Origin of the sequence: Pediococcus parvulus (assembly GCF_964063155.1) — a bacterium.
Taxonomy (GTDB): Bacteria; Bacillota; Bacilli; order Lactobacillales; family Lactobacillaceae; genus Pediococcus; species Pediococcus parvulus.
The window spans coordinates 1,466,395-1,492,300 of sequence record NZ_OZ061292.1; the positions used below are offsets into that span (position 1 = coordinate 1,466,395).

General features: G+C 36.3%; 24 protein-coding genes. 2 read left to right on the plus strand and 22 right to left on the minus strand.

Annotation, left to right across the window (positions count from 1 at the left end; genetic code table 11):
- Nucleotides 1–3: 3 nt before the first annotated feature.
- The 15 genes from AB3217_RS07340 to AB3217_RS07410 all read right to left on the minus strand — a co-directional run bounded on the left by AB3217_RS07340 (nucleotide 4) and on the right by AB3217_RS07410 (nucleotide 15,505).
- Complete coding sequence (locus tag AB3217_RS07340; RefSeq protein ID WP_057782577.1) at nucleotides 4–1,428, minus strand: oligosaccharide flippase family protein; 1,425 nt, start codon at nucleotides 1,426–1,428, stop codon at nucleotides 4–6.
- Nucleotides 1,421–2,572 carry a CDP-glycerol glycerophosphotransferase family protein gene (locus AB3217_RS07345; RefSeq protein WP_057782575.1) on the minus strand — a complete coding sequence of 384 codons (1,152 nt, stop codon included), beginning with the start codon at nucleotides 2,570–2,572 and terminating at the stop codon, nucleotides 1,421–1,423. The genes AB3217_RS07340 and AB3217_RS07345 overlap by 8 nt, the downstream gene beginning before the upstream one ends.
- Before the next feature lie 9 nt (nucleotides 2,573–2,581).
- Entirely contained in the window at nucleotides 2,582–3,769 is a 1,188-nt protein-coding gene (locus tag AB3217_RS07350) for a hypothetical protein (protein ID WP_057782573.1), read from the minus strand.
- A 13-nt stretch (nucleotides 3,770–3,782) separates the two neighbouring features.
- Nucleotides 3,783–4,712 (minus strand): glycosyltransferase, encoded by a 930-nt coding sequence (locus tag AB3217_RS07355; RefSeq protein ID WP_057782570.1) that lies wholly within the window; start codon nucleotides 4,710–4,712, stop codon nucleotides 3,783–3,785.
- Nucleotides 4,705–5,781, minus strand: coding sequence for a glycosyltransferase (locus AB3217_RS07360; RefSeq protein WP_057782568.1), 1,077 nt, complete (start codon nucleotides 5,779–5,781; stop codon nucleotides 4,705–4,707). The genes AB3217_RS07355 and AB3217_RS07360 overlap by 8 nt, the downstream gene beginning before the upstream one ends.
- A gap of 402 nt (nucleotides 5,782–6,183) precedes the next feature.
- A complete protein-coding gene (locus AB3217_RS07365; RefSeq protein ID WP_057782566.1) occupies nucleotides 6,184–6,969 on the minus strand; it encodes a glycosyltransferase in 786 nt (261 codons plus the stop codon).
- 19 nt (nucleotides 6,970–6,988) lie between these two features.
- Entirely contained in the window at nucleotides 6,989–7,645 is a 657-nt protein-coding gene (locus AB3217_RS07370; protein ID WP_367365909.1) for a sugar transferase, read from the minus strand.
- A 9-nt stretch (nucleotides 7,646–7,654) separates the two neighbouring features.
- Nucleotides 7,655–8,590, minus strand: a complete 936-nt coding sequence (locus tag AB3217_RS07375; protein WP_367365910.1) for an NAD-dependent epimerase/dehydratase family protein — start codon at nucleotides 8,588–8,590, stop codon at nucleotides 7,655–7,657.
- Between the two features lie 27 nt (nucleotides 8,591–8,617).
- The gene (locus tag AB3217_RS07380) at nucleotides 8,618–9,394 is read right to left on the minus strand and encodes a tyrosine-protein phosphatase (protein ID WP_367366131.1); all 777 of its coding nucleotides are present in this window, start codon (nucleotides 9,392–9,394) and stop codon (nucleotides 8,618–8,620) included.
- Nucleotides 9,381–10,124, minus strand: coding sequence for a CpsD/CapB family tyrosine-protein kinase (locus tag AB3217_RS07385; RefSeq protein ID WP_367365911.1), 744 nt, complete (start codon nucleotides 10,122–10,124; stop codon nucleotides 9,381–9,383). The genes AB3217_RS07380 and AB3217_RS07385 overlap by 14 nt, the downstream gene beginning before the upstream one ends.
- Before the next feature lie 8 nt (nucleotides 10,125–10,132).
- Entirely contained in the window at nucleotides 10,133–10,894 is a 762-nt protein-coding gene (locus tag AB3217_RS07390; RefSeq protein ID WP_068805932.1) for a YveK family protein, read from the minus strand.
- Nucleotides 10,895–10,911: 17 nt separating this feature from the next.
- Nucleotides 10,912–12,063, minus strand: a complete 1,152-nt coding sequence (locus AB3217_RS07395; protein ID WP_367365912.1) for a serine hydrolase domain-containing protein — start codon at nucleotides 12,061–12,063, stop codon at nucleotides 10,912–10,914.
- 235 nt (nucleotides 12,064–12,298) lie between these two features.
- Entirely contained in the window at nucleotides 12,299–13,123 is an 825-nt protein-coding gene (gene thiD, locus AB3217_RS07400) for a bifunctional hydroxymethylpyrimidine kinase/phosphomethylpyrimidine kinase (protein ID WP_317766992.1), read from the minus strand.
- 15 nt (nucleotides 13,124–13,138) lie between these two features.
- Nucleotides 13,139–14,485, minus strand: coding sequence for a DEAD/DEAH box helicase (locus AB3217_RS07405; protein ID WP_367365913.1), 1,347 nt, complete (start codon nucleotides 14,483–14,485; stop codon nucleotides 13,139–13,141).
- Nucleotides 14,486–14,509: 24 nt separating this feature from the next.
- Nucleotides 14,510–15,505: a Gfo/Idh/MocA family protein gene (locus tag AB3217_RS07410; RefSeq protein ID WP_367365914.1), complete on the minus strand. Its 996-nt coding sequence runs from the start codon at nucleotides 15,503–15,505 to the stop codon at nucleotides 14,510–14,512.
- A gap of 175 nt (nucleotides 15,506–15,680) precedes the next feature.
- On the opposite strand from AB3217_RS07410, the gene AB3217_RS07415 reads away from it, so the two are divergent.
- Nucleotides 15,681–16,058 carry a DUF4828 domain-containing protein gene (locus AB3217_RS07415; RefSeq protein ID WP_084254263.1) on the plus strand — a complete coding sequence of 126 codons (378 nt, stop codon included), beginning with the start codon at nucleotides 15,681–15,683 and terminating at the stop codon, nucleotides 16,056–16,058.
- 682 nt (nucleotides 16,059–16,740) lie between these two features.
- Here the strand turns inward: AB3217_RS07415 and AB3217_RS07420 are convergent.
- Nucleotides 16,741–17,523: a GH25 family lysozyme gene (locus tag AB3217_RS07420; RefSeq protein ID WP_068805947.1), complete on the minus strand. Its 783-nt coding sequence runs from the start codon at nucleotides 17,521–17,523 to the stop codon at nucleotides 16,741–16,743.
- Nucleotides 17,524–17,655: 132 nt separating this feature from the next.
- Here AB3217_RS07420 and AB3217_RS07425 point away from each other — a divergent pair, with 132 nt between their 5' ends.
- The gene (locus AB3217_RS07425) at nucleotides 17,656–18,981 is read left to right on the plus strand and encodes an APC family permease (protein ID WP_068805950.1); all 1,326 of its coding nucleotides are present in this window, start codon (nucleotides 17,656–17,658) and stop codon (nucleotides 18,979–18,981) included.
- Nucleotides 18,982–19,118: 137 nt separating this feature from the next.
- On the opposite strand, the gene AB3217_RS07430 is transcribed toward AB3217_RS07425, so the two are convergent.
- The 6 genes from AB3217_RS07430 to gatC form a co-directional block, all read right to left on the minus strand.
- Nucleotides 19,119–19,568, minus strand: coding sequence for a helix-turn-helix domain-containing protein (locus AB3217_RS07430; RefSeq protein ID WP_068805952.1), 450 nt, complete (start codon nucleotides 19,566–19,568; stop codon nucleotides 19,119–19,121).
- 556 nt (nucleotides 19,569–20,124) lie between these two features.
- Complete coding sequence (gene rlmD, locus AB3217_RS07435; RefSeq protein WP_068805955.1) at nucleotides 20,125–21,495, minus strand: 23S rRNA (uracil(1939)-C(5))-methyltransferase RlmD; 1,371 nt, start codon at nucleotides 21,493–21,495, stop codon at nucleotides 20,125–20,127.
- 102 nt (nucleotides 21,496–21,597) lie between these two features.
- The gene (locus AB3217_RS07440) at nucleotides 21,598–22,611 is read right to left on the minus strand and encodes a diacylglycerol kinase (RefSeq protein ID WP_068805958.1); all 1,014 of its coding nucleotides are present in this window, start codon (nucleotides 22,609–22,611) and stop codon (nucleotides 21,598–21,600) included.
- Between the two features lie 24 nt (nucleotides 22,612–22,635).
- Complete coding sequence (gatB, locus tag AB3217_RS07445; protein ID WP_367365915.1) at nucleotides 22,636–24,063, minus strand: Asp-tRNA(Asn)/Glu-tRNA(Gln) amidotransferase subunit GatB; 1,428 nt, start codon at nucleotides 24,061–24,063, stop codon at nucleotides 22,636–22,638.
- Nucleotides 24,063–25,526 (minus strand): Asp-tRNA(Asn)/Glu-tRNA(Gln) amidotransferase subunit GatA, encoded by a 1,464-nt coding sequence (gene gatA, locus AB3217_RS07450; RefSeq protein ID WP_367365916.1) that lies wholly within the window; start codon nucleotides 25,524–25,526, stop codon nucleotides 24,063–24,065. Before gatA ends, gatB begins: the two co-directional genes overlap by 1 nt.
- Nucleotides 25,527–25,844, minus strand: coding sequence for an Asp-tRNA(Asn)/Glu-tRNA(Gln) amidotransferase subunit GatC (gatC, locus tag AB3217_RS07455; protein ID WP_057782535.1), 318 nt, complete (start codon nucleotides 25,842–25,844; stop codon nucleotides 25,527–25,529).
- Nucleotides 25,845–25,906 lie beyond the last annotated feature (62 nt).

A 25,906-nucleotide genomic window follows, 5' to 3' on the forward strand; every position in this document is an offset into this window, starting at 1 on the left:
CATTTATTTTTTTAAAATTAAATTTATTCCTCGCGAAACTATTTTATCCTTCACTACTAATAAAATCAGCAAAAACAATCCAATTCCGACCAAAGAGTTTAACAGCATCGCAACGACTGTGGGATAAACATTAAAATTAAAATAATGCATTAATGTCAACACTACAATAAAAGAAAACACTTGTTTCCACTCATCATGAATAATATTTGTAAAGCTTACATATTGATTTACCAGAACAATTCGTAAAAAGCACACAATAAATTCAGTAATTACAAGTATCCATGTGCCGCCTAACGAACCAAACTTTCCATCCAATAAAGCATTAAAAGTTAAGCTAAAAATTGCACCAACAATATAAGGAATTGTATAAATTCTATATAGACCTTTTGCCAAAGCAAATTGTAATGAAAATACGCTACCATATGAAATAAATACCACAATTAGGCTTACAAGATACATGTTCTTTCTCATAACCACAAAAGAATTCCCAAAGAAAAACGGCACAAAGACTTGAGTATTTATCATCATTAGCAAACAAAATATTAAAGCCACAAACAATGTGATGTTTAATGAAAAATAAAACATTTTCATTAATTTATCACTATTATTGCCCTTATCTAAATTGGCCATTTTGGGCATAAGGACCGTACTAGTAGATGTAAGCATCGCTAATAATATTCTTGCAATTTTTTGTGACTGATCATAAAACGCTAGCTGTCTAGCTCCCGCTAGCGTTCCAACCAAGGCACTATCAAGATTTGTATATAATTGAGCAGCTACCAGTGGTATTGATAAAAATAATAAAGGTTTAAAAAAACGAAAACCAAATTTTTTCCAATTTAATTTTTTTAAATAGACACCAGTCTTGTGTATATCAATTAAAAAAACAAAATTTGCAAGCAACATTCCCAAACTATTAATTAAAACATATTTCCATAAATCTCCTCTACCTCTTATAAAAATGAAAATAAAGACGAGTGAACAAATTTTCACTATTGCATTCCGTAACACAACCTTCTTCACATTACTTATTCCAATATAAAACCACGAAATATCTAGTCCATATCCAATTAAGAAAGGTAACTCTAAAATTAAAAAGAATTTATAGGGCAATAAAAAAGAACTAAGAATTATGTATAATACAACCAAAAAAAAGCCAAAGAACAGCTGTGTCCCCCATAAATCTCTGAAGCTTTCCGAAAGCTTATCCTTATTTGTTCTGGCAATAGTTCTGACCCCAAACTGATTAAGACCCAAAAGCATAAAATTACCAACAAAAGCTGCGATTGCTCCTACATAACCATTTATTCCCAAGGCAGTAGGTCCTAATACTCTAGCTAAAAAAGGTGTTGTAATTATGGGAACAAGAATTAACAAAAGTTGGTAAAGGGCGTTATAAAGTAAGTTAGAATCAATCTTTTTAACCATTATCTATTCCAACCTTCTTCGAAATAATATTTGTTGAATCCTTAACTGAATACTGATTTATTCTATTTTTTAGAGTTTCTCGTTTATAACTATATTTCTCTAACTCATTTTTATTTATAATTAGTTGTATAACCTTTTCAATGTTAAATACAATTGGACCAGCAGATTCTTCATCAAAATTTTGTTCGTACAAACCTCGATCATTATTTAAATAATCAAGCCCGTCAAATAAGAAGTGAACGATAGGTCTATCTAGATACAAATAATCGGCATAGACACTTGAAAAATCCGTTATCAATATATCAGTTATTTTCAATAATTTTTGGGTATCCACTTTATCATCCACATGTATTATGACACTGGTATTCTGCTCATTTGCCATCTTTTTATATTTATGATGATGTGGTTTTTCTAGAACTACTATATTATTTTTTTCCAACATCAAAAGTAAATTTTTATCCATATTTGCAAATTCAAATGTTTTATCTGAATTATCTCGGAATGTTGGTAAATATGTTACAATCCTTTTATTATCTGCTATGTTCAATTTTTTTCTAAGTTCACTATTTTCATATAGAGCTAAATTTCTCGGTTGTCCAGTTTCAATAATTTTTTTTCTATCAATTCCATAATTTCTAAAAGCACTTAATAAACGTGTTGTCATTACTTCAGAGGTAGAAAGATAGAACGAATAAAATTCAAAAGCTTTATTCCCTTCATTAGAAGCTCCTCGCATGTCTGCTCCAATTCTTTTGAATGGAAAACCATGCCACAATTGTATGATTATCATATCTTTATTAGGTACAAATCTACCCAAATCTGCCGTTCCATTACTTACAAATCCATATTTTGCCTTAGCAATAAATACAAGACTTTTTAAAGAATTAATTTTGCAGAACTTTACTCTTCCACTAAAACTACTCTCAACTTGTTTTTTTAGATTACTTTTGCCAATCCAAACAAATTTATACGTTTTAGAGTAATCCTTAGTTAAAAGGTCTTTTAAATAATAGAAGGAGTTATCGGCTAATTTGTCACCCCACCAGGCACCTAATACAATCATTTTTGGATCTTTTTTAAAAAATCCACTAAAAAAAAACATTATCGGTCTGATAACTTTAGCAAAATTACGTAAAAAAAACATAGAACTTCCTCAAACTTTCTTATTAATCCGAATTATTTTCAAGAACTTCAAGACAAAAGGTAACACTAACAGCATTGAAACTCCAGAGTAAACCAGCATATTAGAAAAAATCAAAAGACAATATATCGAATTTAAAATTGCAATTCCAATAGTTGCAAATTCAGGTGTAAAGGCAGACAGTAACTTTATATAAATAAGCTCAAAAAGAAATATACCAGTTGCAAAGAAAAACAACCCTAGCCATCCAAGTAAAATATAACTTTCTCTATAAGCTGTGCCTACGGTTAGCGTACTATTCACCTGTGTCATTAAAGAACTAGCTTTTTTCTCATTTGCATAATTTGGATAAACTCGTTTACTAAAAAAATCCATCATAAATTGTGTAATAAAGAATTTTCTTGTGTTTTGTTCTGTGATATCTCCATAAGAATCAACCGTTTTTTGTAGGTTCGCAACTGGTGAGGCCGCATAAACATAAGTCCAATAAAGGGGTGATAAGTTAACTTTCTCAAGAATATCAGTATTTATACCACCAACCTGCTTAATTAATGTGGAATCTTCAATATTTTTAATTCCACTAGTATTTTCAACTTGGTTATTTAGTCTATAGTTTCCACTAATACCAAATACATAGACACTGAAAACACCTATAAAAAAAATTGTTATTCCTTTTTTTAAATTAATTTTTTTTGTATATACATAACACCAAACCGCTATCAAAATCTCGATTAAAAACGTTCCTCTAGACAAGGCAACAACTGGAGGAATAAAAAAAAGAATGGCAAGAAATAACGTCTCAGCCCGTTCGTCTACTAAATAGGTATTAAAAGTTAATATAAATAAGGATTCTGAAAATAAAATTAAAAACGGATGTAAAATAGGCATTCCATACGTTGAATAATCAACTTGACCTAGTAAAGGGAACCCCCCACTATATATTCCATCAATTATCGTCACAAAAAATACAAATACCAAGCAATATTTTATAATTTTTATTGATATATTTATTTTGCCTTTTGTCAACATTTTTATTTTTTCTTTTTGTAGAAATCCTATAAATAAAGCAACGAATATAGTACTTAACAAAAAAAACAAAAGTTTACCCGATATTGATGGAAAGTATATAGACCAATGCAGAAGATTTAATACTAAAGCAAACAAAAAAAATACTGAATACAATGTTAATGGATTAATCAATATCACACCTCATTCATGCAAACAAAAGAATGTAAATTATGAAACTTTGGATACGATTTACACCAAGTATCCTGAATTTTATCATCTTAAAAATGTTTAACAATGTTCTGTGCTTCATCATTAATAACATCTCCATTAGAGTTTTCTCCTGAGACACATTCACTGCTTTTCCTATACTGCTTTTTAACAATGCTTTACAAAAATCAACTTTTTTTCTTTGAATGATTTTTTTATTTTTTATCAAAGAACAAATTCTTAAAGCTCTTGCACGTAATGTTTTTGTTTTTACATTTTGGGTAACGTTATTATTATGAATTCTGTGGTTCATAGTCACATTTGATATGTACTCAACAGATCCAATTAGTGCAGCTAAATTTGCTATCCAGTTATCATGATTATCTGCAGACTTAGGAATACTCTTTGCAATCTTATTTAAATTCTGATTTATCCCCACAGTGCATCCCATTATCCAGTTTTGAACTAATAATCCATGCAAGTTTTTCAAGAAATATGTTTCATCATTATATCTAATTCTTTCTTTTCCTGATCCAAAAACAGAATAATTCGTGTAAACCATTCTATATTTCGACTCCATCTTTTGCAAACAATTTAAAGAAACTGCCAATTTGTCAACATTCCAAACATCATCCTGATCAGAAAAAAATATATAATCATAATTTTTCACTTTTTCTAGGTTCATTAAAAATTCAAAATTTTTTAATTGACCATGTTCCTCAGTTTTGTTTTGCAAGATGCTAATTCTTTTATCAAGACTCTCTCTTTGCTTTAAAATTTCCATTGTGTGATCATTCGAATAATCATCTCTTATTATAAGATCGAAATCTTTAAATGACTGATTTAATATAGAATCAATTTGAGCACCTATGTACTTTTCACCATTGTACGCAGCCAACAAAATTACTGCTCTTTTTTCTCTACTCACTAGGGTCTCTCCTTAAAATATATTCCAGCAAATCATTATCATTATTTGTTTTTTTACATTCACTTGTTTGCTTTTTTTTTAAAGAACCTTTTAAGTATTTGCTCATCAGATCTACCAACTGACTATTATTTTGTGCATCAAAATAATATGCATTTGAATAATTTCCAAGCACCTCATGTGCATACTCTAAATTTGCTGCAAATATGATGGTTCCAACCTCTTTAGCCTCTGCCAAAGGCAACCCAAATGTCTCCATTCTGGACGGAAAAATTAGTACTGATTGCGCATACCTCCTAAAGACTTCTTCACGAGATATATGCCCCAAAAAATACACGTTTTTTAAAGAAACATATTTCTTTTCGAATTCGTTTTTTTCACCAGTAAGAAAGACAGAAAAATTTTGTTTTTCTATTTTATTCAACTCTTTTACAGCCCGAAAAATCACTTGATGATTTTTATAAGATCTAATATTTGCTGGATAAAAGAAACTATTTGTTAATTTCACTTTTTGAGATTTTTCTCTTTCAAAACCTTTTGGTTTAATTATTTTCACCTTTGTTGAAGTTGCAATTTTTTCTCTAATAATTTCTCGCTTCATCCAACCTGTTTGAACTATAATTTCTGGCTGAGTTTTCTTTAAAGTCCAGTTTATAAATTTACCGATAATTTTTTGATGAACTGCCAGATTTCTCTCACTTTTTTTAAAGAAAGAAAAACTGATCTCCCTTTGATATGAAAGTGGCTGATGCAAATAAACTATTTTTCTTCGACTTGCCACACCAATCGTCATAGTGTTTTGTAATGATAAGTAAACATCAGGTTTTAAGAGATTTATAACTTTTTTTCCTGTAATAATTTCAAAAGTTAATCTTTTCAACCAATTAGTTTTTATCTCTGGAAACGTCAAAATTTTCACATTATCAGTTTCTTCAAAATATGATCCTGATAACAAAAATACCCACTCGTTTTTACTATCATTTTTAACTACTTTTTTATAGAAGTCTTCTAATATTGAAAAAACTCCTCCACCATCAGGAACCGCAACAATGTCATTCACTACTATTTTCATTTAAAATCTTCCCTATTCTTTCCAGCTAAATGTACAAACAATTCGAACTACAAAGCTCAAATTTTAAAATTGAATATATCAGATATTATTCTAGTCTCCAATTTTATACCGGAATCACAATTTATCAACCTCATAATACATCATCTTAATGAATACCATTAATTATAAAAAAAATAATAATCCTTGACATTACTATTTGTTCTTAAATTTTCTACAATTTGTTACACTGAATTTTTATTTAGATATTATCATTTAATTTTTAATAATATTTCTATTTTTCAGAAAAGGTATACCTTACCTCGCTAAAATAAAAAAAGCAATTGTGTTATTGCTAAAAAATATTGAAAGATACGTATAACAGTATTGCTTCTACACCAGCTCTATAAGTACTTATACAAATAATCAATACCACTTCCATCCCCACTTGTTAAAGTATTTTAACATACTCTCAATGGATATAAGAATATACTTTATTTTTTTGTGACTTGCTCTTTGCCATTCATGGGTGACAGCACTGGTCGGAAAAAAAACTGCGTCACTAATCCTATTCACTTTGCGAGTAATATCCGCATCTTCCATATACATGAAATAACGTTCATCAAATCCATTTATCTTTTTAAAAATGCTCGTCCTAAACATCATAAAAGAACCACTTGCATAATCTATATGACCAATTTTATTATATCCGGAATCTAACCGATAGAACCATTCCTGTCTTTTTTTAAAAAAATTAGGTGAAACAAACCTAATGAACAAATCAAAAATTGTGGGATTATACTTATAAAGTCTCTGAATTGAGCCATCCTCATTTAAAATGAGTGGAGATAATAGTCCAACATTCCTGTTTTTTTCTAAATAATTGATCATTTTTTCTATTTCTTTAAAAGAGGAAATCTGGATATCTGGATTAAGTACAATGTGATATGAAGACTTCAAAAAAGAAATGATACTATTGTGTCCAGAGCCGAAACCTAAATTTTCTTTTTTATCAAAAAAAACAATATTTTTATTATTTTTTTTGATTTTTTTTACTAACATTTGCGTTTGATCAGTAGATCCATTATCAATAATATACAATTTGTATGAAATATTTCCATTTAATATTTCAGTTAGATTACTAATTAGCTTTTCTATTTTTTTTTCATTATTGAATGTAACGATACTCAAACTAAGACAATCATTATGCATAAATTTTACTCCATCTTTTTTAACGGGCACCATCACCTGTAACCACGATTTTGATAGTATCAATAAAAATTTGGCAATCCATTTTCAATCCAATATTATCAATATAATGCTGATCAAGTTGTGATTTTTTGCCAGGATCAATATCATAACCACCATGTACTTGTGCATAACCACTTAGACCTGGTTTAATTCTTAGACGTTGTTCAAATCCTGGATATTCGTGTGAAAATTCTTCCGTAAATTGTGGCCTTTCTGGGCGTGGCCCAATTAAACTCATATCTCCCTTAATCACCGACAAGAGTTGCGGAAGCTCATCTATTCGTGTTTTTCGCATAAAATGCCCTACTTTAGTTATTCGATCATCATTTTTTTTTGCCCAAATAGCCCCAGATTTACTTTCAGCATTAGAATACATTGATCGCAACTTAGTTACCACGATTGGTTTGCCCATCAAGCCCACTCTTTTTTGACTATAAAAGCACTTGCCTGGTGTTTCCCATCTTACTAAAATCATGAAAACCAGGATTACTACTGAACTGGGTATGAATAATAAAGTTCCAAAAACAATATCAAACAAACGCTTTAATGGTAAATATTTAGTTCTTACTGGTTCACTTATTTTTTCGACAAAACTGTTATTAATCGTAGTTGTATAATTTTTTAAATTTTCTTCCATGGTTTTCCCCTAATCTTTCAATGACTCCCAATACAATTTCAAGCCCTTAGAAATATCAAATATCGGTTTATACCCGACTTCCATCAGTTTATCAATATCAGCATATGAATTTTTTATATCCCCAACTCTTTGAGGTCGGTTAACAATCCTAAGTGAAACTCCAGCAATGATTTCATAGGCGTTTATCACTTGCAAAAGTGACACATGTTCACCGGATCCCACATTAAATACCTGATGAACAATCTCACTTTCTTTTGTCAAAAGGACAATTGCTTGAACAACATCATCTACAAAAACAAAATCCCTCGTCTGTGTTCCGTCACCAAATATAGTAAAAGTTGATCGGTGTATAATAGCCTGTGAAATCAGAGAAAGCACGCCTGAATATGGTGATTTAGGATTCTGTCTTGGCCCATAAACATTAAAGAATCTTACTGCCACAGTTGGAATTCCATAAAGCTTGCCACAATCAATCACAAATCGCTCTGTAGAAAATTTATCAATTGCATAAGGTGTCAGTGGGTCTACAATGGAATTCTCCTTTTTTGGTAATTCTGAGTTACTTCCATAAATTGCCGCTGAAGAAGAAAAAAGTAACTTTTTGATTTTTAAATGATACTTCCTAATTATTTCTAATATGTATATATTAGCCTCTTGATTAATCTGATGTGTTTCATAAGGTCTCTCTACTGAATCTGCAACACTTGCAACTGCTGCTAGCAAATAAATATAATCGAATTTTTCTCTTAACAATAGTTCCTTCATAAACTCATGATTGGTAATACTTTTTTGATAAAACTTTATCTGCTGACTTTTGGGTAGATTCGTAGCCAAGCCCATTGATAGATCATCAACCACTATAACTTGGTCACCAGCTGTTATTAAATTATCAACCAAATTTGATCCAATAAATCCGGCCCCACCAGTTACCAAAACTTTACTCATTGATTTGTCCTCCAAACAACCTGTGTATTAAAAAAACCAAAACTTCTTCTTTTTATCATGAACATGATGAATCTCTCCCAAGATCACATCATCCCCATTAATAATTCCTTTTGCATTTTCTTGATAAATCTCAACAAACCGTTTACTTTTATTTTTTTCGAGTTTTTCAAATGCTTGTGTCATCTTAAAGTTTCGTCCCTTAAGATTATGGGCATCTGAGGCAAACACAAATCCCAACCCAGCATCAATAATTTGTTCAGTAAACTTCTGAACGTTTTCTCCAAACACCCCAACGTAACTACTAGCAGTCAACTGAGTTAAACAGCCTTGAGAAACAAACTCATATAGTTTGTCCGGATCCTGCATAAATCCCTGATTACGTTCTGGATGAACCAAAACCGGTGTGATTCCACGCGTTTGTAAAGCAAACAACATCTTTTCCGTATATTCAGGCACTTCGTTATGCGGTAACTCTAAAATCAAATAACGATTGCTCTCATCTGCAAACAAAATATCATCGCGATCAATGGCCTGTATCAATTCACCAGTAATGTGCACTTCTTGTCCAGGAAAAACTGTCAATCTGATCTGATTACGATCCAATGCTTCCTGAAAAGCCGTTGTTTTTTCAATAACTTCTGTTTTATGGTTTAGGTAATCGCCATCCATATGATGCGGTGTCAATAACATGTGCGTGATGCCCTGTTCAACTGCTACTTTTGCCAACTTTAACGATGTCTCTACGTCAGGAGAGCCATCATCGACACCAGGCAAAATATGACAATGCAAATCAATCATCTTTATCATCTACTCCATAATAACCGCCATAGTAACCACCGTAGTAACCTGGAGCCTTGTCGGCCTTAAAACGATTCATAACCGTTCCTAGCAACTTGGCATGGACCGTTTTTAACTGCTCAACTGCATGCGTAACGCTACCTTTTTCAGCAATGCCTTGAGGAACTACCAAAACCACGCCATCTACCTTGCTAGCCAATAACTGCGCGTCAGTTACCGTGTTAATCGGTGGGGCATCAACAATAATCATGTCGTATTCTGAAGCTAACCGTTCTAACAAGGTACTAATATGATGCGAGTCTAAAAGCTCTGCAGGATTAGGTGGCACTGGTCCACTGCTAATCACACTTAAATTAGGAATATCAGTCTTTTGAATAATTTCTTCATACACTGCATTATTTGTTAAATAACTTGATAAACCATCCGCATTTAATAAATTAAAGGTCCGATGCGCCGTTGGTCGTCGGAGATCGGCATCAAGTAAGATAACTTTTTGTTTTTGTTTAGCCCACACAACCGCTAAGTTTGATCCAATTGTAGATTTACCTTCCGAAGGTTCAGCAGATGTGATCACAATCGACTGTAATTTTTTTTCAGCTGACGAAAATTGGATATTTGTTCGAATCGTTCGAAACTGTTCAGACACGACGGAATTTGGATCTGTAACAGTAACTAACCCAACGCCACGTTTTAAACTTTCGTTATCTAACTTATGTTTTTTTCTAAATAATGGCATTCTTTCACCTAAACCCTTCGTCGCATTTTATTCGTTCTTTCACTACTTGTGCCAGCCGCTTGTTCACGAACTTGACGATCAATATCTTTTTGACTGATTTCATTGACAATTCCTAGGCTTGTTAAACCTAAGTTATCCGTTAAGAAAGCCTCGTCCTTAACTGTCTTATCATTGAATTCACTAATGAAGGCCAAGCCCACACCTAGGATCAACCCAAGAACAACCCCAGCTAATAAATTAATGCTAATTTTTGGTGAGACTGGACTAGAGTCTGCAGTTGCTTTAGAAACAATGGTGACATTATTAATACTCATCATCTTTACGATTTTCTTTTTAAACGTATTAGCCGTTTTATTGGCCACAGAAGCGGCAGTGTTAGGATTAGTTGCGGTCACATTAACCGTAAAAACCTGTGAATTTGTTTCAGTTGCCACACTCACTGCGCTATCGGCCGATCCCGGTAAATTCTTAGTTTCTTTTTTAACGGTGTCCTGAATTACTGGGCTCGTAATTATATCTTTATATGTACTAATCATGGCAATATCAGCTTGCGTAGTTTGTAACTGAGCTGCAGCCATATCACTACTTAATTTTCTATTAACTAAAATCTGGGTCCCGGCACTATACTTGGGCGTCATCACAAAGAAGGTCACGACTGCTGCCAATGCTGTGATGATAATGGTGGTACTCAATATTAATTTGATGTGTTTACGTAATGTTAATAAAATCTCACTAAAAGTCACGACGTTATTACTACCTGTTTGATCCATAAGTTCCTCCAACTTGTCTATTCAAATGCCTTATTATAAATAATTGGTGCCGTTTGGGTATTCTTAATTCCTGTTGGCACATAATTGGTTAACAAGAAAACACCATTCTGCTTTTTGATATCAATTTGAATGCTGTCTTGATAACCGCCTAATTGTCCATGCACGGTAAACCCGGTATCACTCGGATAAACACCACCGGAGAATTTTGAGCTAGCAGTTTGGGTTAACTCTTTTACATTAGTTTTACTAATCAACTTACCACTTAATATATAGAAGTAACTGGTGGTCAAGTCCTTAACGCTCATATACATCTGATACGGACCAAGCTTCGTACTCTGTAGTTTAGTCATCCCCGTTGTAGCCGTTTTACCACCTGAATAGCTATCTTCATAGGGGGTAGCTAATTTACGACGTTGATCATCATTTAGGGCAAAACCACTATGTTTCAGACTTAACTTATCCAACAAATGAGCTTTAACGAATTCTCGATATGGCTGACCACTAGCTTTTTGAATGATCCCAGCTAACAGTACATAATTGACAGATTTATAATCATAACTTCCGGTTACCCCACTGCTGACAACATGTTGCTCATTCCATGAAAGTAAGGTTGGAAAACTTTCAGTTGCTTTAGCATTAGTAATTGTACTTAATCCAGAAGTCATATTCAGTAATTGGTCTACCGTAATATGTTTAGCGTGGCTTATTTCCGGATAATACTTACTTAACTTGTCGCTTAAGCTAAGTTTACCGTGCTCTTTCAAATACATCACTGATGCAGCTGTAATCAAGTCTTGTGCAGATCCAATTTGATACATCGTAGTCCCATTGTTCTTAGCACCATCTGGATACTTACTTTGCCCTCGCGTTGTCACATAACTTAATTTACCGTTTCGAATAACTGCCACCGAGCCAACCAAATTATTAGCTTTTAAAGCCGAATCAACCTTCTTAGCATTCGTATCGGTTTTGGTAGCTACCGGAACTGTATAAACAGCCTCAGTCAATTTATTACTTTGCAGATCATTATCTGAAGAGTTTTCAAAAAAGCTTTCATAATAACGATGTGCCATGCTGTTTGTCTTGTACTTGGCCAATACAAAACATCCAACACCAAACACTAACACCACTATAACAATCGAAAAAAACCAAATTAAGAATTTTTTCATATAGTTGTCTCCGCTTTTAGATTTACTACAATCATGTTATAGATTATCATATATTAAAGCTCATTACAACGAGTACTATAAGTTCACTTTTTCATAAAAAAAGAAAACATTTTCTTTTAATAATGAAAATGTTTTCTTCATCTCTTTTTAATACGCAATATAACCATTTTTATAAATTGATACCTATTATTTGATTAATATTACATTTTGATTAATATTACATTTTGATAACTTTTTATACAAGTTTACCAACTTCCTGCATTCGGTACGCTGGATGGAAGACCGGGCCGAGAAACTTATTCAAATCAAATCCATTTTGAATAGCGGCCGTGTCAAACTTCTTTGCCAGATGAACTGCATCTGCGACACTCAAGCCATTGGCGAGGCCACCAACAACCGCCGCTGCAAATGTGCAACCAGCACCAGCATTGCGATCAGTAGCCTGTTTTTTAGAGGATAAGGTTTCAAATGTCTTACCATCGTAAAAGACATCCACAGCCTCAGCACTATCTAAGCCTTTGCCACCCTTAACCACGACATTTTTCGCACCGAGTTCATGAATTTTCTTAGCAGCCTGTTTCATTTCATCTAAATCATGCAACGTGCCCATTCCAGATAAGACCCCGGCCTCAAATAAATTAGGAGTGGTTACATCTGCAAGTGGCATCAATAAATCACGAATTGCATTAGCTGCATCCGGATTCAAGACATCAGTCTCGCCTTTACAAATCATCACGGGATCAATCACCACATTTTTTAAGTGATGATCCTTAATTGTATGGTAGGCAATTTCAACCGTTTCTTGATCGCCAAGCATCCCTGTCTTCATGGCATCTGGATTGCCACCACTAAAGACAGTTGCCAGCTGATCCTTTAAAAGCTGTGGATCAACTTGATTGACGTGATGACTCCAGTCCTTAGGATCCATCGTCACAATACAAGTCAAAGCCACCATTCCATAGGTACCAAACTCTTCAAACGTCTTTAAATCTGCTTGCATCCCACCAGCGGCACTTGTATCACTGCCGGCAATTGTTAAAGTTTTTAATGGTGTTGTCATTTCTCTTACTTCCTATCATTCATAACGTTCAATATTTTTGTGTCGCATTCCCTTTTTCTTGGAATGCTTTTTACGATTAATTTTTTTCTTGGGCTTACCACCAACAAACGCTGCCTTTACTGGTTTGGACTTTCCTGTTGGTTTCGTGGTTGGTTTTTCCGTCGTAGTCGCTGCTACCTTATTAGCACTAGTTTCGACTTTTTTTGTTTCAGCAACCTCTTCAGTATTGACGGTAACTTCTGGTGCTTCATCGTCAGTTAATACTTCTCTTTGATCCGTTAACTTTCCGTGCAATAAAAACAATGGTTTGAAGGTGACTTCAGGGACTAGTTTACGTAAATCACGTAAATCGTGATCATCCCCCATATTCACAACCATTCCGGTGTTGCCCATTCGACCAGTTCGCCCGGTACGATGGGTATAGGCCGTCGCATCTTGTGGTAAATCAAAGTTAACTACTGCTGGTAAGTCGGCAATGTCCAATCCTCTTGCAGCCATTTCCGTGGTTAACAATAGCTTAGCGTCACCCTTACGGAAAAGGCGCATTGCGGTGGCACGTTCCGTTTGTACCTGATGTCCCGCCAGCTTCACACTAGAAACATGTTGGTGTTTTAATTCAGCAGCGACATGTTCTAACGTAGACACATGGTTAAAGAACACCAAAGCTTGAAAATGTTTTAATTTGGCTAATCGGCGTAAATAAGTCACCTTTTTACTGGCAGCCACGCGGACCAGTCCATGAATCACTTCACCCTGCGTATCATCCGTTTTGCGGACATCGAATTGCTCCACATTCACCCCAAAGGTTTCCGAAAGTTTTTCCGCGGTGTTCGCTTGCGTTGCTGAGAAGAAAGTCAGTTGGACATCAACTGGTGCACTCATCACAATTTCACGCACCTCATCCAACGTTTCACCATTTAGTAATTCGTCGGCTTCATCCACCACAATGGTTTGCACATCTTTGAGTTTCAAACGACTTTCATGGATCAGTGACAGCATGCGCCCTGGCGTACCCACGACAACCTCAGGATGTTTCTTCAAACGTTCAATCTGCCGTTGCATATTTGCACCGCCAGTTAGTGAAGTAGCTTTGATATGATTAACGGCCCCCCACTGACGAAAAACATCCGTTGTTTGGACAGCTAGCTCTTGCGAAGGGGACAATACCAAAATTTGAGTGTTACCACCAGGCACCGTTTTTTCAAGTAACGGTATGGCAAACGCGAGCGTTTTACCAGATCCGGTTGGTGCCAGCCCAATTAACGAGCGATCTTCTTTTAATGGTTCATAAACAGCGGTTTGAATCGCCGTTTGGGCTTTGAAACCCTGTTGTTGAAAAAATTGTTCAAATTGCTTATCCATTTTTTATCCTTATCTGTTTACTTTTTAATCATCCGGGAAAACGATTTTACCGGATTGACGTAAATTATACAATAGTTTAGCCACATTTTGACTTAAATCAAGCCATTTCCAATAATCTTGATCATTCTTTTCATTTTGCGGATCATTAATCACTCTGGCAAAGTCCGCAGCTTCACTAATCATCGGATTATCTGCCGGTTTTTCACTAATCAATGTTTCGTGACCATCAGCATCATGATAACTAACCGTTTCTAAATCAGCAGGATTACTCATCACAATTGTATCCTTCAGTCCATAAATTTCGGAAGGCAGATATGAATTACTGGTTTTACCAATGTTTAACGTGATGTCAAATTCTGGGTAACGCAGAATCGCCACACCCTTGCCATCAACACGGGTCGGCGCAAGAGTTGGGTAATAAGCCACATCATCAGGCATGCCAAACCAGCCCACTGCATCATAGGCAACATACACTCCAAGATCTTGTAAGGCGCCTCCCGCAAATTTCAAAGTAAACACGTTCGGTTCTTGTCCGGCTAACACAGCATCATAGCGACTAGAATATTTCATGTAAGTTAACGTCGCACCTTGAATGCGGCCCAATTTACTAATTTGGTTTTTAATGATTTTAAAATTTGGTTGATGAATTTGTCGGGCTGCCTCAAACAAACGTGCTTGTGAATGCTGTTCCAGAGTTTCACGCAAAATTTCCATTTGTTTGATATTAGCCACAATTGGTTTTTCAACAATCACGGCCTTGTCATTTTTAATCCCCAGCATTGCTTGTTCAAAATGTAAACTATTTGGCGACGCAATGTACACCGCATCAAGAGCATCGTTGGCAAAGAACTCATCTAAATTGTCAGAAAAAATAGTGGCACCATTAGGTTTTCCAAAATCTTTTGCTTTTTCAACTGTTCGTGAATATACAGCAGTCAATTTATATTCTCCGGTCGCGTGTGCCGCATCAATAAATTGCTGTGTGATCCAGTTAGTTCCAATAATTCCCAGTTTAATCATAGTCTACCCTCCAATTTTTATTTCTTCGTTTCCTATTTTATCAGTGTTTTCAGGGTAAGTATATTTAAAAGGAAGGCACTTCCTAAAAATCGTTAAAATTTAATTAAATTGACATGTTTTTACCCTTTATAAATGCTATTCTTAGGGTAGAAAAATTTACTGAAAGGATTTGAGGATGGTGAAACTTAAAAGCATTGGTTTGTTCGCAGTTTCGTTTCTAACGGGAATTATGACATCAAGAAAGCTCCGAGAAAATGATATGCCTGAACAACCTGAGAATCCCTTATTTTTTGTGGGCACATGGAATTATCGAACAAATGATTCGAATCGCATTCACACAGTTGAAATTCGACCCAACTTTGATTTATTGCTCGATGACCACTTAATTAAAGCAAAAGTTGAGAATTGGGATAAGTACACCATCAGCTTTCTGGACAGTTACGGCTACCATATCCGAATCAAAGCAAACGATGATCGTCCAGTTTCCATTTACGACGAAACAGAAAATGCCACTTACCCCATTTTGAGAGGCAGTTACAAGGTCACAAAGTAAGCCTATGAATTTATCGACCTTAACTAAAGGTTGAAAGTATCAAAATTACTTCAATAGCTACTGTTAAACGACTTAACCTAAAAAGTAGGCTAACTGCCGTCCTACGGCTCACCTGGTCTGGAACGGGGTGGGCACGATTTGAAGCCAAGAGGTACACTTGTCTTCAAACTCGGCCTTATCCTAAGCAATGAATTGCTAAGGATAATTTCACCCCTGATACCAATCGCCTCCGGACTAAGAACGTTTGACACTTCAATAATGCTCACAACACTGATATCATAACTTTTATATCGATGTGTAGATCGCAAGGGTTAGATTTAGTCTGGAAGCAAATGGGCTCAGTAGTGACATTTATCTTAGCGGGTTTCGCTTAGATAAAGGCCGAGCTTAGAGACGTGTATTTCGGCTCTAAGTCGTGCCCACTACTACGCAAAGAAGAATGATTTTCGTTCCGAAAATCTTGATACTCCGTACGATGTCGATTCTTGTGGCAAAAATCAGCCGCAAGAACTCGCACTACGTTCCAGCCCAAATTTGCTGGAAGACGGCATTTTAATCTACTTTTGTTACTATGAACGCTTTTGTATCAGACAATGAGATGTGTTTTTGTACTTTCAAACTTTAGGACCTTCATAAAAAACGATTGTAACAGTTAGTAGTTACAATCGTTTTTTTAGTCTTATTAATTAATTTCTTGCCAAGTTTGCTTTTTCCCTGTAAATACTGAAGTTGCAAAACTCGTTTCTTGACCAGACACTTTCAAATCAGCCGCGTTACTGTACTGAACAAATTCAGTTTGTTTATTGAGCTTTAATTTACTTAATTTAGTTAAACTATCCACAACTAGCCATTGACGACTATCTGAAAGATACGGTGTGATCATTTTTTTGGAAATTGTACTAGAAGTCCATACGATACATGGCGACGCATAGTAATTGGCAAGTTCACGGGTTAGTGCGCGTAACTTTTTCCCTTGCTTAGCACTATTAGGCGGATTGTCCGCGTAATTGCCGTAGTATGACACTTGAATGGCAATGGGTAAGTTACCTACCTTATGACCAACCTTCTTAATAAAATACTTGGCCTGCGCATCTGCTGATTTATCAAAACTAAACACCAAATAAACGCCGACTTTTAAATCAGCTCCCTGAATTCGATCATAGTTTGCCGTAAAATTATCATCAAAATACGTTGTTCCACTCGTACTTTTCAGATAGGCAAACTTCATTCCCGCTTTTTGAACTCCTTGAAAGTCTACAAAACCATCTTGCTGTGACACACTTATTCCACGAATAGGATATTGTTGCAACGCCTTTGTTTGGTGAAGTTTCCAGAAATGCCAGCCGGTTACGCCACTGGCAATTAAAAAAATAAGGAACAAAATCCACAACCAGCGATGTCTTCGGCCAGTTCTTTTATGTTTATAGGTAGTACTATAAATCGGTTTGATGTCTTGCTTAGCCAAATCAATTCATCCCCTACTGCTGTTTTTTCCCATTGTACACCATTTCCGATTTTGATGAGTTTTCCTTTTGTCCACCTGATAATTTCTGCTATAATAGGAGAATTGCTGAATACAAAAAGTGAGGAAAGTTTGATGCAACAAAAAAACGATGGTCTTAAAAAAGAAGTGGGTACTTTTGCGGCCCTTGCCACAGTGATGGGGACGGTCATCGGTGGTGGTGTCTTTTTCAAAGTTGCCAGCGTGGTAAGTGCCACCCAATCTGCCGGACTAACTCTACTTGTTTGGCTATTAGGTGGTTTTCTAACTATCTGCGCCGGTCTGACCAGCGCGGAACTTGCGGCTGCCATTCCAGTAACAGGTGGTGCCATTAAATACATTGAATATACCTATGGTAAACTGCCTGCATACCTCTTTGGTTGGGCACAAACACTGATTTACTTTCCTGCTAATATCGCAGCTTTGTCCATTGTTTTTGGATCGCAAGTAGTTTCCTTAATGCACTTAAGTAACGCTGCTGCTTTGCCGGTGGCAATTCTCGCCGGATTATCAATCACTTTAATTAATTTCTTGGGCGCAAAAGCCGCTGGCCGCTTACAATCCTGGGCACTTATTTTTAAACTAATTCCAATTGTGATTATCGTTTTAGTTGGTCTGTTTGCACCCACTAGTGTAACATTAAGCTTGCTGCCCAGCCATTCAGCTCATGCGAGTCTGTTTTCGGCATTTGCGAGCGGCTTGTTAGCTACCATGTTTGCCTATGACGGGTGGCTGGGAGTTGGCGCAATCGCCGGTGAAATGAAACATCCAGAAAAGGATTTGCCACGCGCCATTGGCTGGGGGCTAGCTTTTATCACCATTACCTATACCTTAATTAACTTAGTTTTCTTAAAAACTTTACCTATTTCACAACTTGCTGGCAACCTAAATGCGGCTTCTGAATCTGCCATTAAGCTTTTAGGAGTGATGGGTGGCAAATTAGTCACCATCGGTATCTTGATTTCTGTCTACGGTGCCATCAATGGGTACTCAATGACCGGTATGCGGGTGCCTTTAGCAATGGCCGAAGAGAATTCGCTACCATTTAGTGGCTTTATTCGCAAAGTCAGTAACCGTACTGCTGCCCCATATGGCGCGGGAATTTTACAATTTGCCATTGCCCTTTTGATGATGGTTCTTGGTAACTTCGATTTATTAACCGATATGATTGTGTTCGTTATGTGGATCTTTAGCCTCCTCATTTTTATCGCCGTTTTTATTCTTCGGAAGCGTGAACCAAACTTGATGCGTCCATATAGAGTTCCTGGTTACCCAGTGATTCCAGTTATTGCAATTATCGGTGGTATTTTCATTTTGATAACTACCATCGTGACGCAATTTACGTTGGCCATGATTGGTTTAGCAGCCACTTTGCTTGGTATTCCTGTTTATTACTTAACTAAAAAATACTATCGTAACTGATTTAGATCAAAAAACAGATCAATTTGAAATTGACACTTCTACTGTCATTCAGATTGATCTGTTTTTTTTACTTTTCAGAAATCTTATAACAAACTAGTTTAGACTTAACCGTTATTCCACTTTTACCAGGAAAACTATTATATGACGAGTTCATCACTATTTCTTTCAAAGTAATTCTTTAGCTTTTGAACAATAATTTTTGGCAGTCTATCAATATCATCAACAATCCATACTTTCAAAACAGTATCATTATTCATTAGAGCCCTTAACACTTTATTGTTAGCTTCAGATGGAAATGCTCCTGTTTCATATAATGCAACCGTATTTGGACTCCAGCCAAGCAATTTTGCGAATTCGCGTTGTGTTAAACCAATTTTTAACCGATACTTTTTTATTTCATCAGGAGAGACCAGTCTCAAATCGGCACGATATCTTTGATTGGCAATCTCCACTGCATGATCGTCTAACTGGGAGTCGTCAACCAATGCGTCAGTCTCGCAATCAAAACGAGCAGGTGCCGTAACTTCATATTCATGACCATGAATCAAAAATGTATTCGTATGATCTTTAATATACGTGTTTGCCATATTATTTTACCCCCAAGCATTAATTCAACAGATGAAAACTAATGAATTTAACTTTACAATCATAAACTTATTATGAATACTTTATTTAGCTAGAGCGACATTTTTATTCACTTACAAACTTCCTCGTCACTTATAGTTTAACTCCAATTATTTGTGCTTGCTACTAATTAGTAGCGAATTTTCAATAAAAGATTGGCTGTCTTAATTCTTCAAAACTGTTTAATACGCCATAATTCTGAATATTAGTTTTATTTGTATCTAAAGGTTGAAAGCATCAAACATTCTTAGTCCGGAGGCGATTGGTCTCAAGGGTGAAATTATCCTTAGCAATTCATTGCTTAGGATAAGGCCGAGTTTGAAGACAAGTGTTCTTCTTGGCTTCAAATCGTGCCCACCCCGTTCCAGACCAGGTGAGCCGCAGGACGGCATTTAAATCTAATTTTGTTACCAAGAACGCTTTTATATCAGGCAACGAGATGTGTTTTGGACTTTCAACCTTTAGTTTATACAAAAAAGGACCAAGCAGATTACATCTACCTAGCCCAAAATTCTTAATTTAGTTTTGTTCCAATACCGTGACACTTTCAACATGTGGTGTTTGTGGGAATTGATCCAATGGAATAACTGGTTGTGCCACATGATAACCATTATCCATAAATGTTTGCACATCCCTTACCAAAGTGGCTGGATTACAGCTCACATACACAACTCGTTTTGGTGCCATTTCAGCAGCAGCAGTAATAAACTCTGGTGCCAAACCTTTGCGTGGTGGATCCACCACAATGACATCGGGTTCAAGTCCATCATGTTGCCAATCAGCCATTTTTTCTTCAGCCTTACCAACAGTAAATCTCACATTATGAATATCGTTCAATTTAGCGTTAATCTTAGCATCTTGAATCGCCTTTTCGACAATTTCAACACCATAAACTTTTTTAGCATGTTTAGCCATTGCTAACGAAATCGTACCAATTCCACAATAAGCATCAATAACAGTTTCCTTACCAGTCAAACCAGCTTTTTGAATCGCAAGGTCATACAACTTATCTGTTTGAACAGGGTTCACTTGATAGAAGGAATCCGCTGAAATTGCAAAACGTAATCCCAGTAATTCATCATGAATCACGTTACTACCCCAGAGAATTTTTTCTTCTTTACCCAACAAAACGTTTGTCTGGGCCGCGTTCACATTTTGAATAATGCTCTTCACTTCAGGAAGTTGTTTGCGAATTTCTTCCACAATTTCAAAATTCATTGGAATCTTTTTAGCACGTGTAATTAACACAATCATCATTTCATGTGTGAAATGCCCACGACGTACCATAATCGTTTTAATCACACCGGTATGATTACTTTCGTTATAGGGTGCAGTATGGTATTTACGCAAAATATCCCGAACAACTAAAATAGCTTTGTCAATTTCAGGATCTTGGATGTAGAAGTCCTCAATTGGTACCAAGTCGTGACTATTACGACGGTAAAAACCAGTGGTTAATTGACCATTCACACTACGGACGGGAATCTGAGCCTTATTACGGTAGCCATATGGTTTGTCCATTCCAACAGTTGGGCTAACTTCAACTTCATCCAAATGAGCCTTATAAAACAGTTCTTGAATTTGATGTTGCTTAAACTCCAACTGCGCAGGATAGGCCAAATGTTGTAGTGGCGCAATTCCTGTTTGTGTGTATTGTTTATCCTTAATTTCAACTCGATCAGGACTCTTAGATTTCCACGATTGCACACGACCGAATGCATACGTCTTGGCAACTTTGGTAACCTTCATGGTGATTTCTTCACCGGGTAAACTATTTGCAACAAAAATTGGGAAATTATCAATTTTTGCAACGCCCATCCCTTGATAGGTCAAATCCATAATGGTGACTTCATAGGTTTCATTTTTAGTAACTGGTGCTTTAAATTTCATATTTATCCTCATTTTTCTTTTTCAAGTAACTATCACAAAACCGTCCCATTGAATTATGGGTACGAAAAGACCTCACATTCAAGGACGGCTTTTTAATTAATCTCATTGATCTTGTTCTGTTTCATCGTCATCAGGCAGCTTTTTCACCTGTTTAACAAAGTTTTCTTCGGCCTTGGCAATCCCTGGTTCAGGTAAATCATAAGCATCATCAGGAATTTTATCCAGATTTGCAAACATTTCAATATGTTTATGCAAATTTTTAAATACCATGGGTGCATCACCACCATATTCACCATCGATATTGACCATAACGCGGTCATTTACCGGGTTAACCTTTACTCGTTTTGGTTTGCGATAAATGATTCGCGGATCATTCATATGATTTCCATTTAATGCCTTAACCATCAAATGCAGAATGGAAACCAAATTCGATGCCTTTACAATAATCAAAGTAAATCGACCATCATCTAACGACGCGTCTGGAACAATTTGTTCAAACCCACCAATGGAATTCGTCAACGCTAAGAAAAACATTGAAGCTTTACCATTAAAATGTTCCCCATCATATTCAATATCCATATCAACTGGCTTAATTTGTGGCAGTAACTCTGCCCCTTTTACCAGGTATGCTAAGTAGCCAAAGATACTTTTCATGTTTGATGGCACATCATAGGTTAACTCCGTGAGTAACCCTCCAGCCGCAATATTAATAAAGTAATTATCGCCTGCTTTACCAATATCCATCTTTATTCGCTGATCTTTTAAAACAACTTTAGCCGCGGCCACTGGATCTTCACGAGGAATTTTCAATGCTCGCGCATAGTCATTCGTCGTGCCAGCTGGGATAATCGCCATCATAGGTCGGAAATGTAAGTCTGCAATTCCATTGACCACTTCATTGATTGTGCCATCGCCACCAGCTGCCACAATCAAATCAAAACCAGCTTTAGCAGCTCGTCTTGCTTCGTTACGAGCAGAATCTGGTTCTGGTGTTGTGGCATAGGCACTAGATTCAAAACCAGCTTCCTCAAATACACTCAAAATGTCGATCATATTTTGTTTTAAAATTTCACGCCCTGAAGTTGGATTATAAATGACGCGCGCTCTTTTTTGCATTTTGGTTCCTCCGAGAAAATCTGATTAACGATTATTTAATTCTTTCATCAAAAGCTCGTTAACAACTTTTGGATTAGCTTGCCCATGAGTTTGTTTCATAACTTGGCCCACTAAGTAGCCGACTGCTCGATCTTTACCATTCTTAAAGTCATCAACAGATTGTTGGTTATCATCAACGATTCCTTTAATCATTGGTTGTAACTGTGCAGGATCAGATAATTGAACTAAGCCTTTACTCTTAACCCAAGCAACTGGTTCTTCACCCTTTGTAAGCGCCTTGAATACTTTTTTAGCAATCTTAGTTGAAATTGTGCCGTCACTAATCATCTTAATCATCGCAGCTAAGTTAGCGGGTGTAAGTTTTGTATCTTGCAAATCAACCTGTTGATCATTCAGATAAGCATTTACATCACCCATCAGATAGTTGGCAGCCATTTTAGCATCCGCACCATTAGCAACTGTTTCATTAAAGAAATCTGACATTTCCTTAGTTTGCGTAAGCACCATCGCGTCATAATCCTTAAGACCTAACTCATTTACATAACGTGCACGGCGTTTACCAGGCATTTCTGGCATTGCTTCTTCAATACTATGAATCCAGTCATCGCTAATTGCCAAAGCAGGCAAATCTGGTTCTGGGAAGTAACGATAGTCATCAGAGCCTTCCTTAACACGCATCAAGATTGTTTGACCAGTAGCCTCATCAAAACGACGAGTTTCTTGTTGAATAGTACCACCAGACATCAGAACTTGTTGCTGCCGTTTTTCTTCAAAGGCAAGTCCTTTGCGAACAAAATTAAAGGAGTTCAAGTTCTTTAATTCTGTTTTAGTACCAAACTTGTCTGATCCATAAGGACGAATCGAAATATTAATGTCCACTCGCATGGATCCTTCCTCCATCTTCACATCAGACACACCCGTAAATTGGATACGTTGACGCAAAGCTTCAAGATAAGCATAAGCCTCATCTGGTGAAGCAATATCTGGCTTAGAAACAATTTCAATCAAAGGTGTTCCCTGACGGTTTAAATCAACAAAAGAATAGCCATTAGGATTATGCGTATTCTTACCGGCATCTTCTTCAATATGCATTTCAGCAATACCGATTTTTTTCTTTTCACCATCAACTTCAATTTCGATCCAGCCATCATGCGCAATTGGCTTGTCCGCCTGCGTAATTTGGTATGCCTTAGGATTATCAGGATAGAAGTAATTTTTTCGATCAAAATGATTATGTTTTTCGATTTCAGCATGTAAAGCTAGTGCAGCTTTAATGCCAGATTCCACAACGCCTTTATTGGTTGTAGGTAAAACACCCGGATAGCCCCAATCGATTACATTGGTATTGGCATTAGGATCATCCCCGAATTCAACTGGAGACGGACTAAAAATTTTAGAATTCGTCTTTAATTCTACATGGACTTCAAGTCCAATCGTTGTTTGAAAATTCATTATTTGTCTCCTCCAATCTCAGGGGTTTTACTATGAAAATCTGTTGCTTGTTCAAAGGCATATCCTACCTTGTACAAAGTTTGTTCATCAAATGGTTTAGCAATAATTTGTAAGCCAACTGGTAATCCATTACTGAAGCCAGCAGGTAATGACATTCCAGGTAAACCAGCCATGTTAACTGGTACCGTCAAAACATCATTCATGTACATCTTCTTTGGATCAGATGAATCCTCACCAATGCCAAATGCAGGTGTTGGAGCTGTTGGGCCAATGATAAAGTCATGATTTTCAAAAACCTTCTTGAAATCATTGATCATCATTGTTCGCACTTCAGCAGCCTTACGGAAGTATGCATCATAAAAACCAGCTGAAAGTGAATAGGTTCCTAACATAATGCGGCGTTTAACTTCATCGCCAAAGCCTTCTGAACGGGAACGCACATAAACATCTTCCAGATTCTTAACGTCTTTAGCACGGAATCCATAACGAATCCCATCAAACCGTTGCAGGTTAGAAGAAGCTTCAGAAGAACTGATGATGTAGTAAGCGGCAATTCCGTATTTACTGTGAGGCAATGAAACCTCATCAACCGTTGCTCCTAATTCTTTAAAGGTATTAGCAGCATCTAAAACGGCTTTCTTGACGTTTTCATCCACGCCTTCACCCAAATATTCTTTTGGTAAAGCTACTCGCATTCCCTTAACAGAACCATCTAAACCAGCCGTAAAGTCTGGTACTTTTTTGTCAGAGCTGGTCATATCATGCTCATCATGACCAGCAATTAAGTTCAAAAGGGCAGCATTATCTTTAACTGTACGTGTGAACGGACCCACTTGATCCAAACTTGAACCAAATGCGATGATTCCCCAACGAGACACACGGCCATATGTAGGTTTGACCCCCACGACACCAGTGAATGAAGCTGGTTGACGAATTGAACCACCAGTATCCGTTCCTAAGGCAGCTAAAACGCCTCCTGCAGAAACGGTTGCAGCAGAACCACCTGAAGAACCACCAGGAACTTTCGATAAGTTCCAAGGATTCCGGGTTGTTTTAAAGTAAGACGTTTCGGTCGAACCACCCATGGCAAATTCGTCCAAGTTAGTTTTCCCAATCACAATCACATCATTGGCACGAAGTTTTTCGATCACTGTAGCATCGTAAATGGGATTGAAGTTCTCCAAAATTTTTGATGCAGCAGTTGTTCGCAACCCCTTTGTCACAATGTTATCTTTGACAGCAATGGGAATACCAGCCCAAAGGTTATCAGGATTAATTCCTTTAGCATCAATAGCCTTAGCCGTTTCAATTGCTGCGTTTTCATCAATTGTAATATAGGCATTGATCGCTTCATTATCAGCTTTAATTTTAGCCAACGTGTCGCGAGTTAATTGTTCAGCAGTCAGTTTTTTATTGACCAGCTTTTCATGCAACGTAGTTAAATCAGTATCGTAATAATTCATCTAGTTGGCACCTTCACTTTCATCAATAATTGCAGGAACGCGAATATAACCGTCCTGAGTATCAGGCGCATTTTTAATTAAGGCGTCTTTTTCATGACTGTTAACAGCCACATCTTCACGCATTGTGTTAAATTGATCCGTTACACTAAATGTGGGTTCGACACCAGTTGTGTCAACTTCACTTAACGTGTTGAACAATCCCATAATGTCGGCTAATTGTGTGGTAAATTTACCCAAATCAGCATCGTTAAATTCCAATTTTGCTAAACTGGCAACGTGCTCTACTTGGGCCTTATCAATTTTTTCTTCGTTTGCCATGTGTTATCCTTCTTTCAAATCTATCAAATTATTTTACCATAAATTTTCTGTGGATTATAAAA

What these genes read in the sequence shown, in the direction of transcription:
- AB3217_RS07340 (WP_057782577.1), bottom strand. Translation starts at nt 1,428, where the DNA reads ATGGTTAAAAAGATTGATTCTAACTTACTTTATAACGCCCTTTACCAA.
- AB3217_RS07345 (WP_057782575.1), bottom strand. Translation starts at nt 2,572, where the DNA reads ATGTTTTTTTTACGTAATTTTGCTAAAGTTATCAGACCGATAATGTTT.
- AB3217_RS07360 (WP_057782568.1), bottom strand. Translation starts at nt 5,781, where the DNA reads ATGAAAATAGTAGTGAATGACATTGTTGCGGTTCCTGATGGTGGAGGA.
- AB3217_RS07365 (WP_057782566.1), bottom strand. Translation starts at nt 6,969, where the DNA reads ATGCATAATGATTGTCTTAGTTTGAGTATCGTTACATTCAATAATGAA.
- AB3217_RS07370 (WP_367365909.1), bottom strand. Translation starts at nt 7,645, where the DNA reads ATGGAAGAAAATTTAAAAAATTATACAACTACGATTAATAACAGTTTT.
- AB3217_RS07375 (WP_367365910.1), bottom strand. Translation starts at nt 8,590, where the DNA reads ATGAGTAAAGTTTTGGTAACTGGTGGGGCCGGATTTATTGGATCAAAT.
- AB3217_RS07385 (WP_367365911.1), bottom strand. Translation starts at nt 10,124, where the DNA reads ATGCCATTATTTAGAAAAAAACATAAGTTAGATAACGAAAGTTTAAAA.
- AB3217_RS07390 (WP_068805932.1), bottom strand. Translation starts at nt 10,894, where the DNA reads ATGGATCAAACAGGTAGTAATAACGTCGTGACTTTTAGTGAGATTTTA.
- AB3217_RS07395 (WP_367365912.1), bottom strand. Translation starts at nt 12,063, where the DNA reads ATGAAAAAATTCTTAATTTGGTTTTTTTCGATTGTTATAGTGGTGTTA.
- thiD (WP_317766992.1), bottom strand. Translation starts at nt 13,123, where the DNA reads ATGACAACACCATTAAAAACTTTAACAATTGCCGGCAGTGATACAAGT.
- AB3217_RS07405 (WP_367365913.1), bottom strand. Translation starts at nt 14,485, where the DNA reads ATGGATAAGCAATTTGAACAATTTTTTCAACAACAGGGTTTCAAAGCC.
- AB3217_RS07410 (WP_367365914.1), bottom strand. Translation starts at nt 15,505, where the DNA reads ATGATTAAACTGGGAATTATTGGAACTAACTGGATCACACAGCAATTT.
- AB3217_RS07415 (WP_084254263.1), top strand. Translation starts at nt 15,681, where the DNA reads ATGGTGAAACTTAAAAGCATTGGTTTGTTCGCAGTTTCGTTTCTAACG.
- AB3217_RS07425 (WP_068805950.1), top strand. Translation starts at nt 17,656, where the DNA reads ATGCAACAAAAAAACGATGGTCTTAAAAAAGAAGTGGGTACTTTTGCG.
- AB3217_RS07430 (WP_068805952.1), bottom strand. Translation starts at nt 19,568, where the DNA reads ATGGCAAACACGTATATTAAAGATCATACGAATACATTTTTGATTCAT.
- rlmD (WP_068805955.1), bottom strand. Translation starts at nt 21,495, where the DNA reads ATGAAATTTAAAGCACCAGTTACTAAAAATGAAACCTATGAAGTCACC.
- AB3217_RS07440 (WP_068805958.1), bottom strand. Translation starts at nt 22,611, where the DNA reads ATGCAAAAAAGAGCGCGCGTCATTTATAATCCAACTTCAGGGCGTGAA.
- gatB (WP_367365915.1), bottom strand. Translation starts at nt 24,063, where the DNA reads ATGAATTTTCAAACAACGATTGGACTTGAAGTCCATGTAGAATTAAAG.
- gatA (WP_367365916.1), bottom strand. Translation starts at nt 25,526, where the DNA reads ATGAATTATTACGATACTGATTTAACTACGTTGCATGAAAAGCTGGTC.
- gatC (WP_057782535.1), bottom strand. Translation starts at nt 25,844, where the DNA reads ATGGCAAACGAAGAAAAAATTGATAAGGCCCAAGTAGAGCACGTTGCC.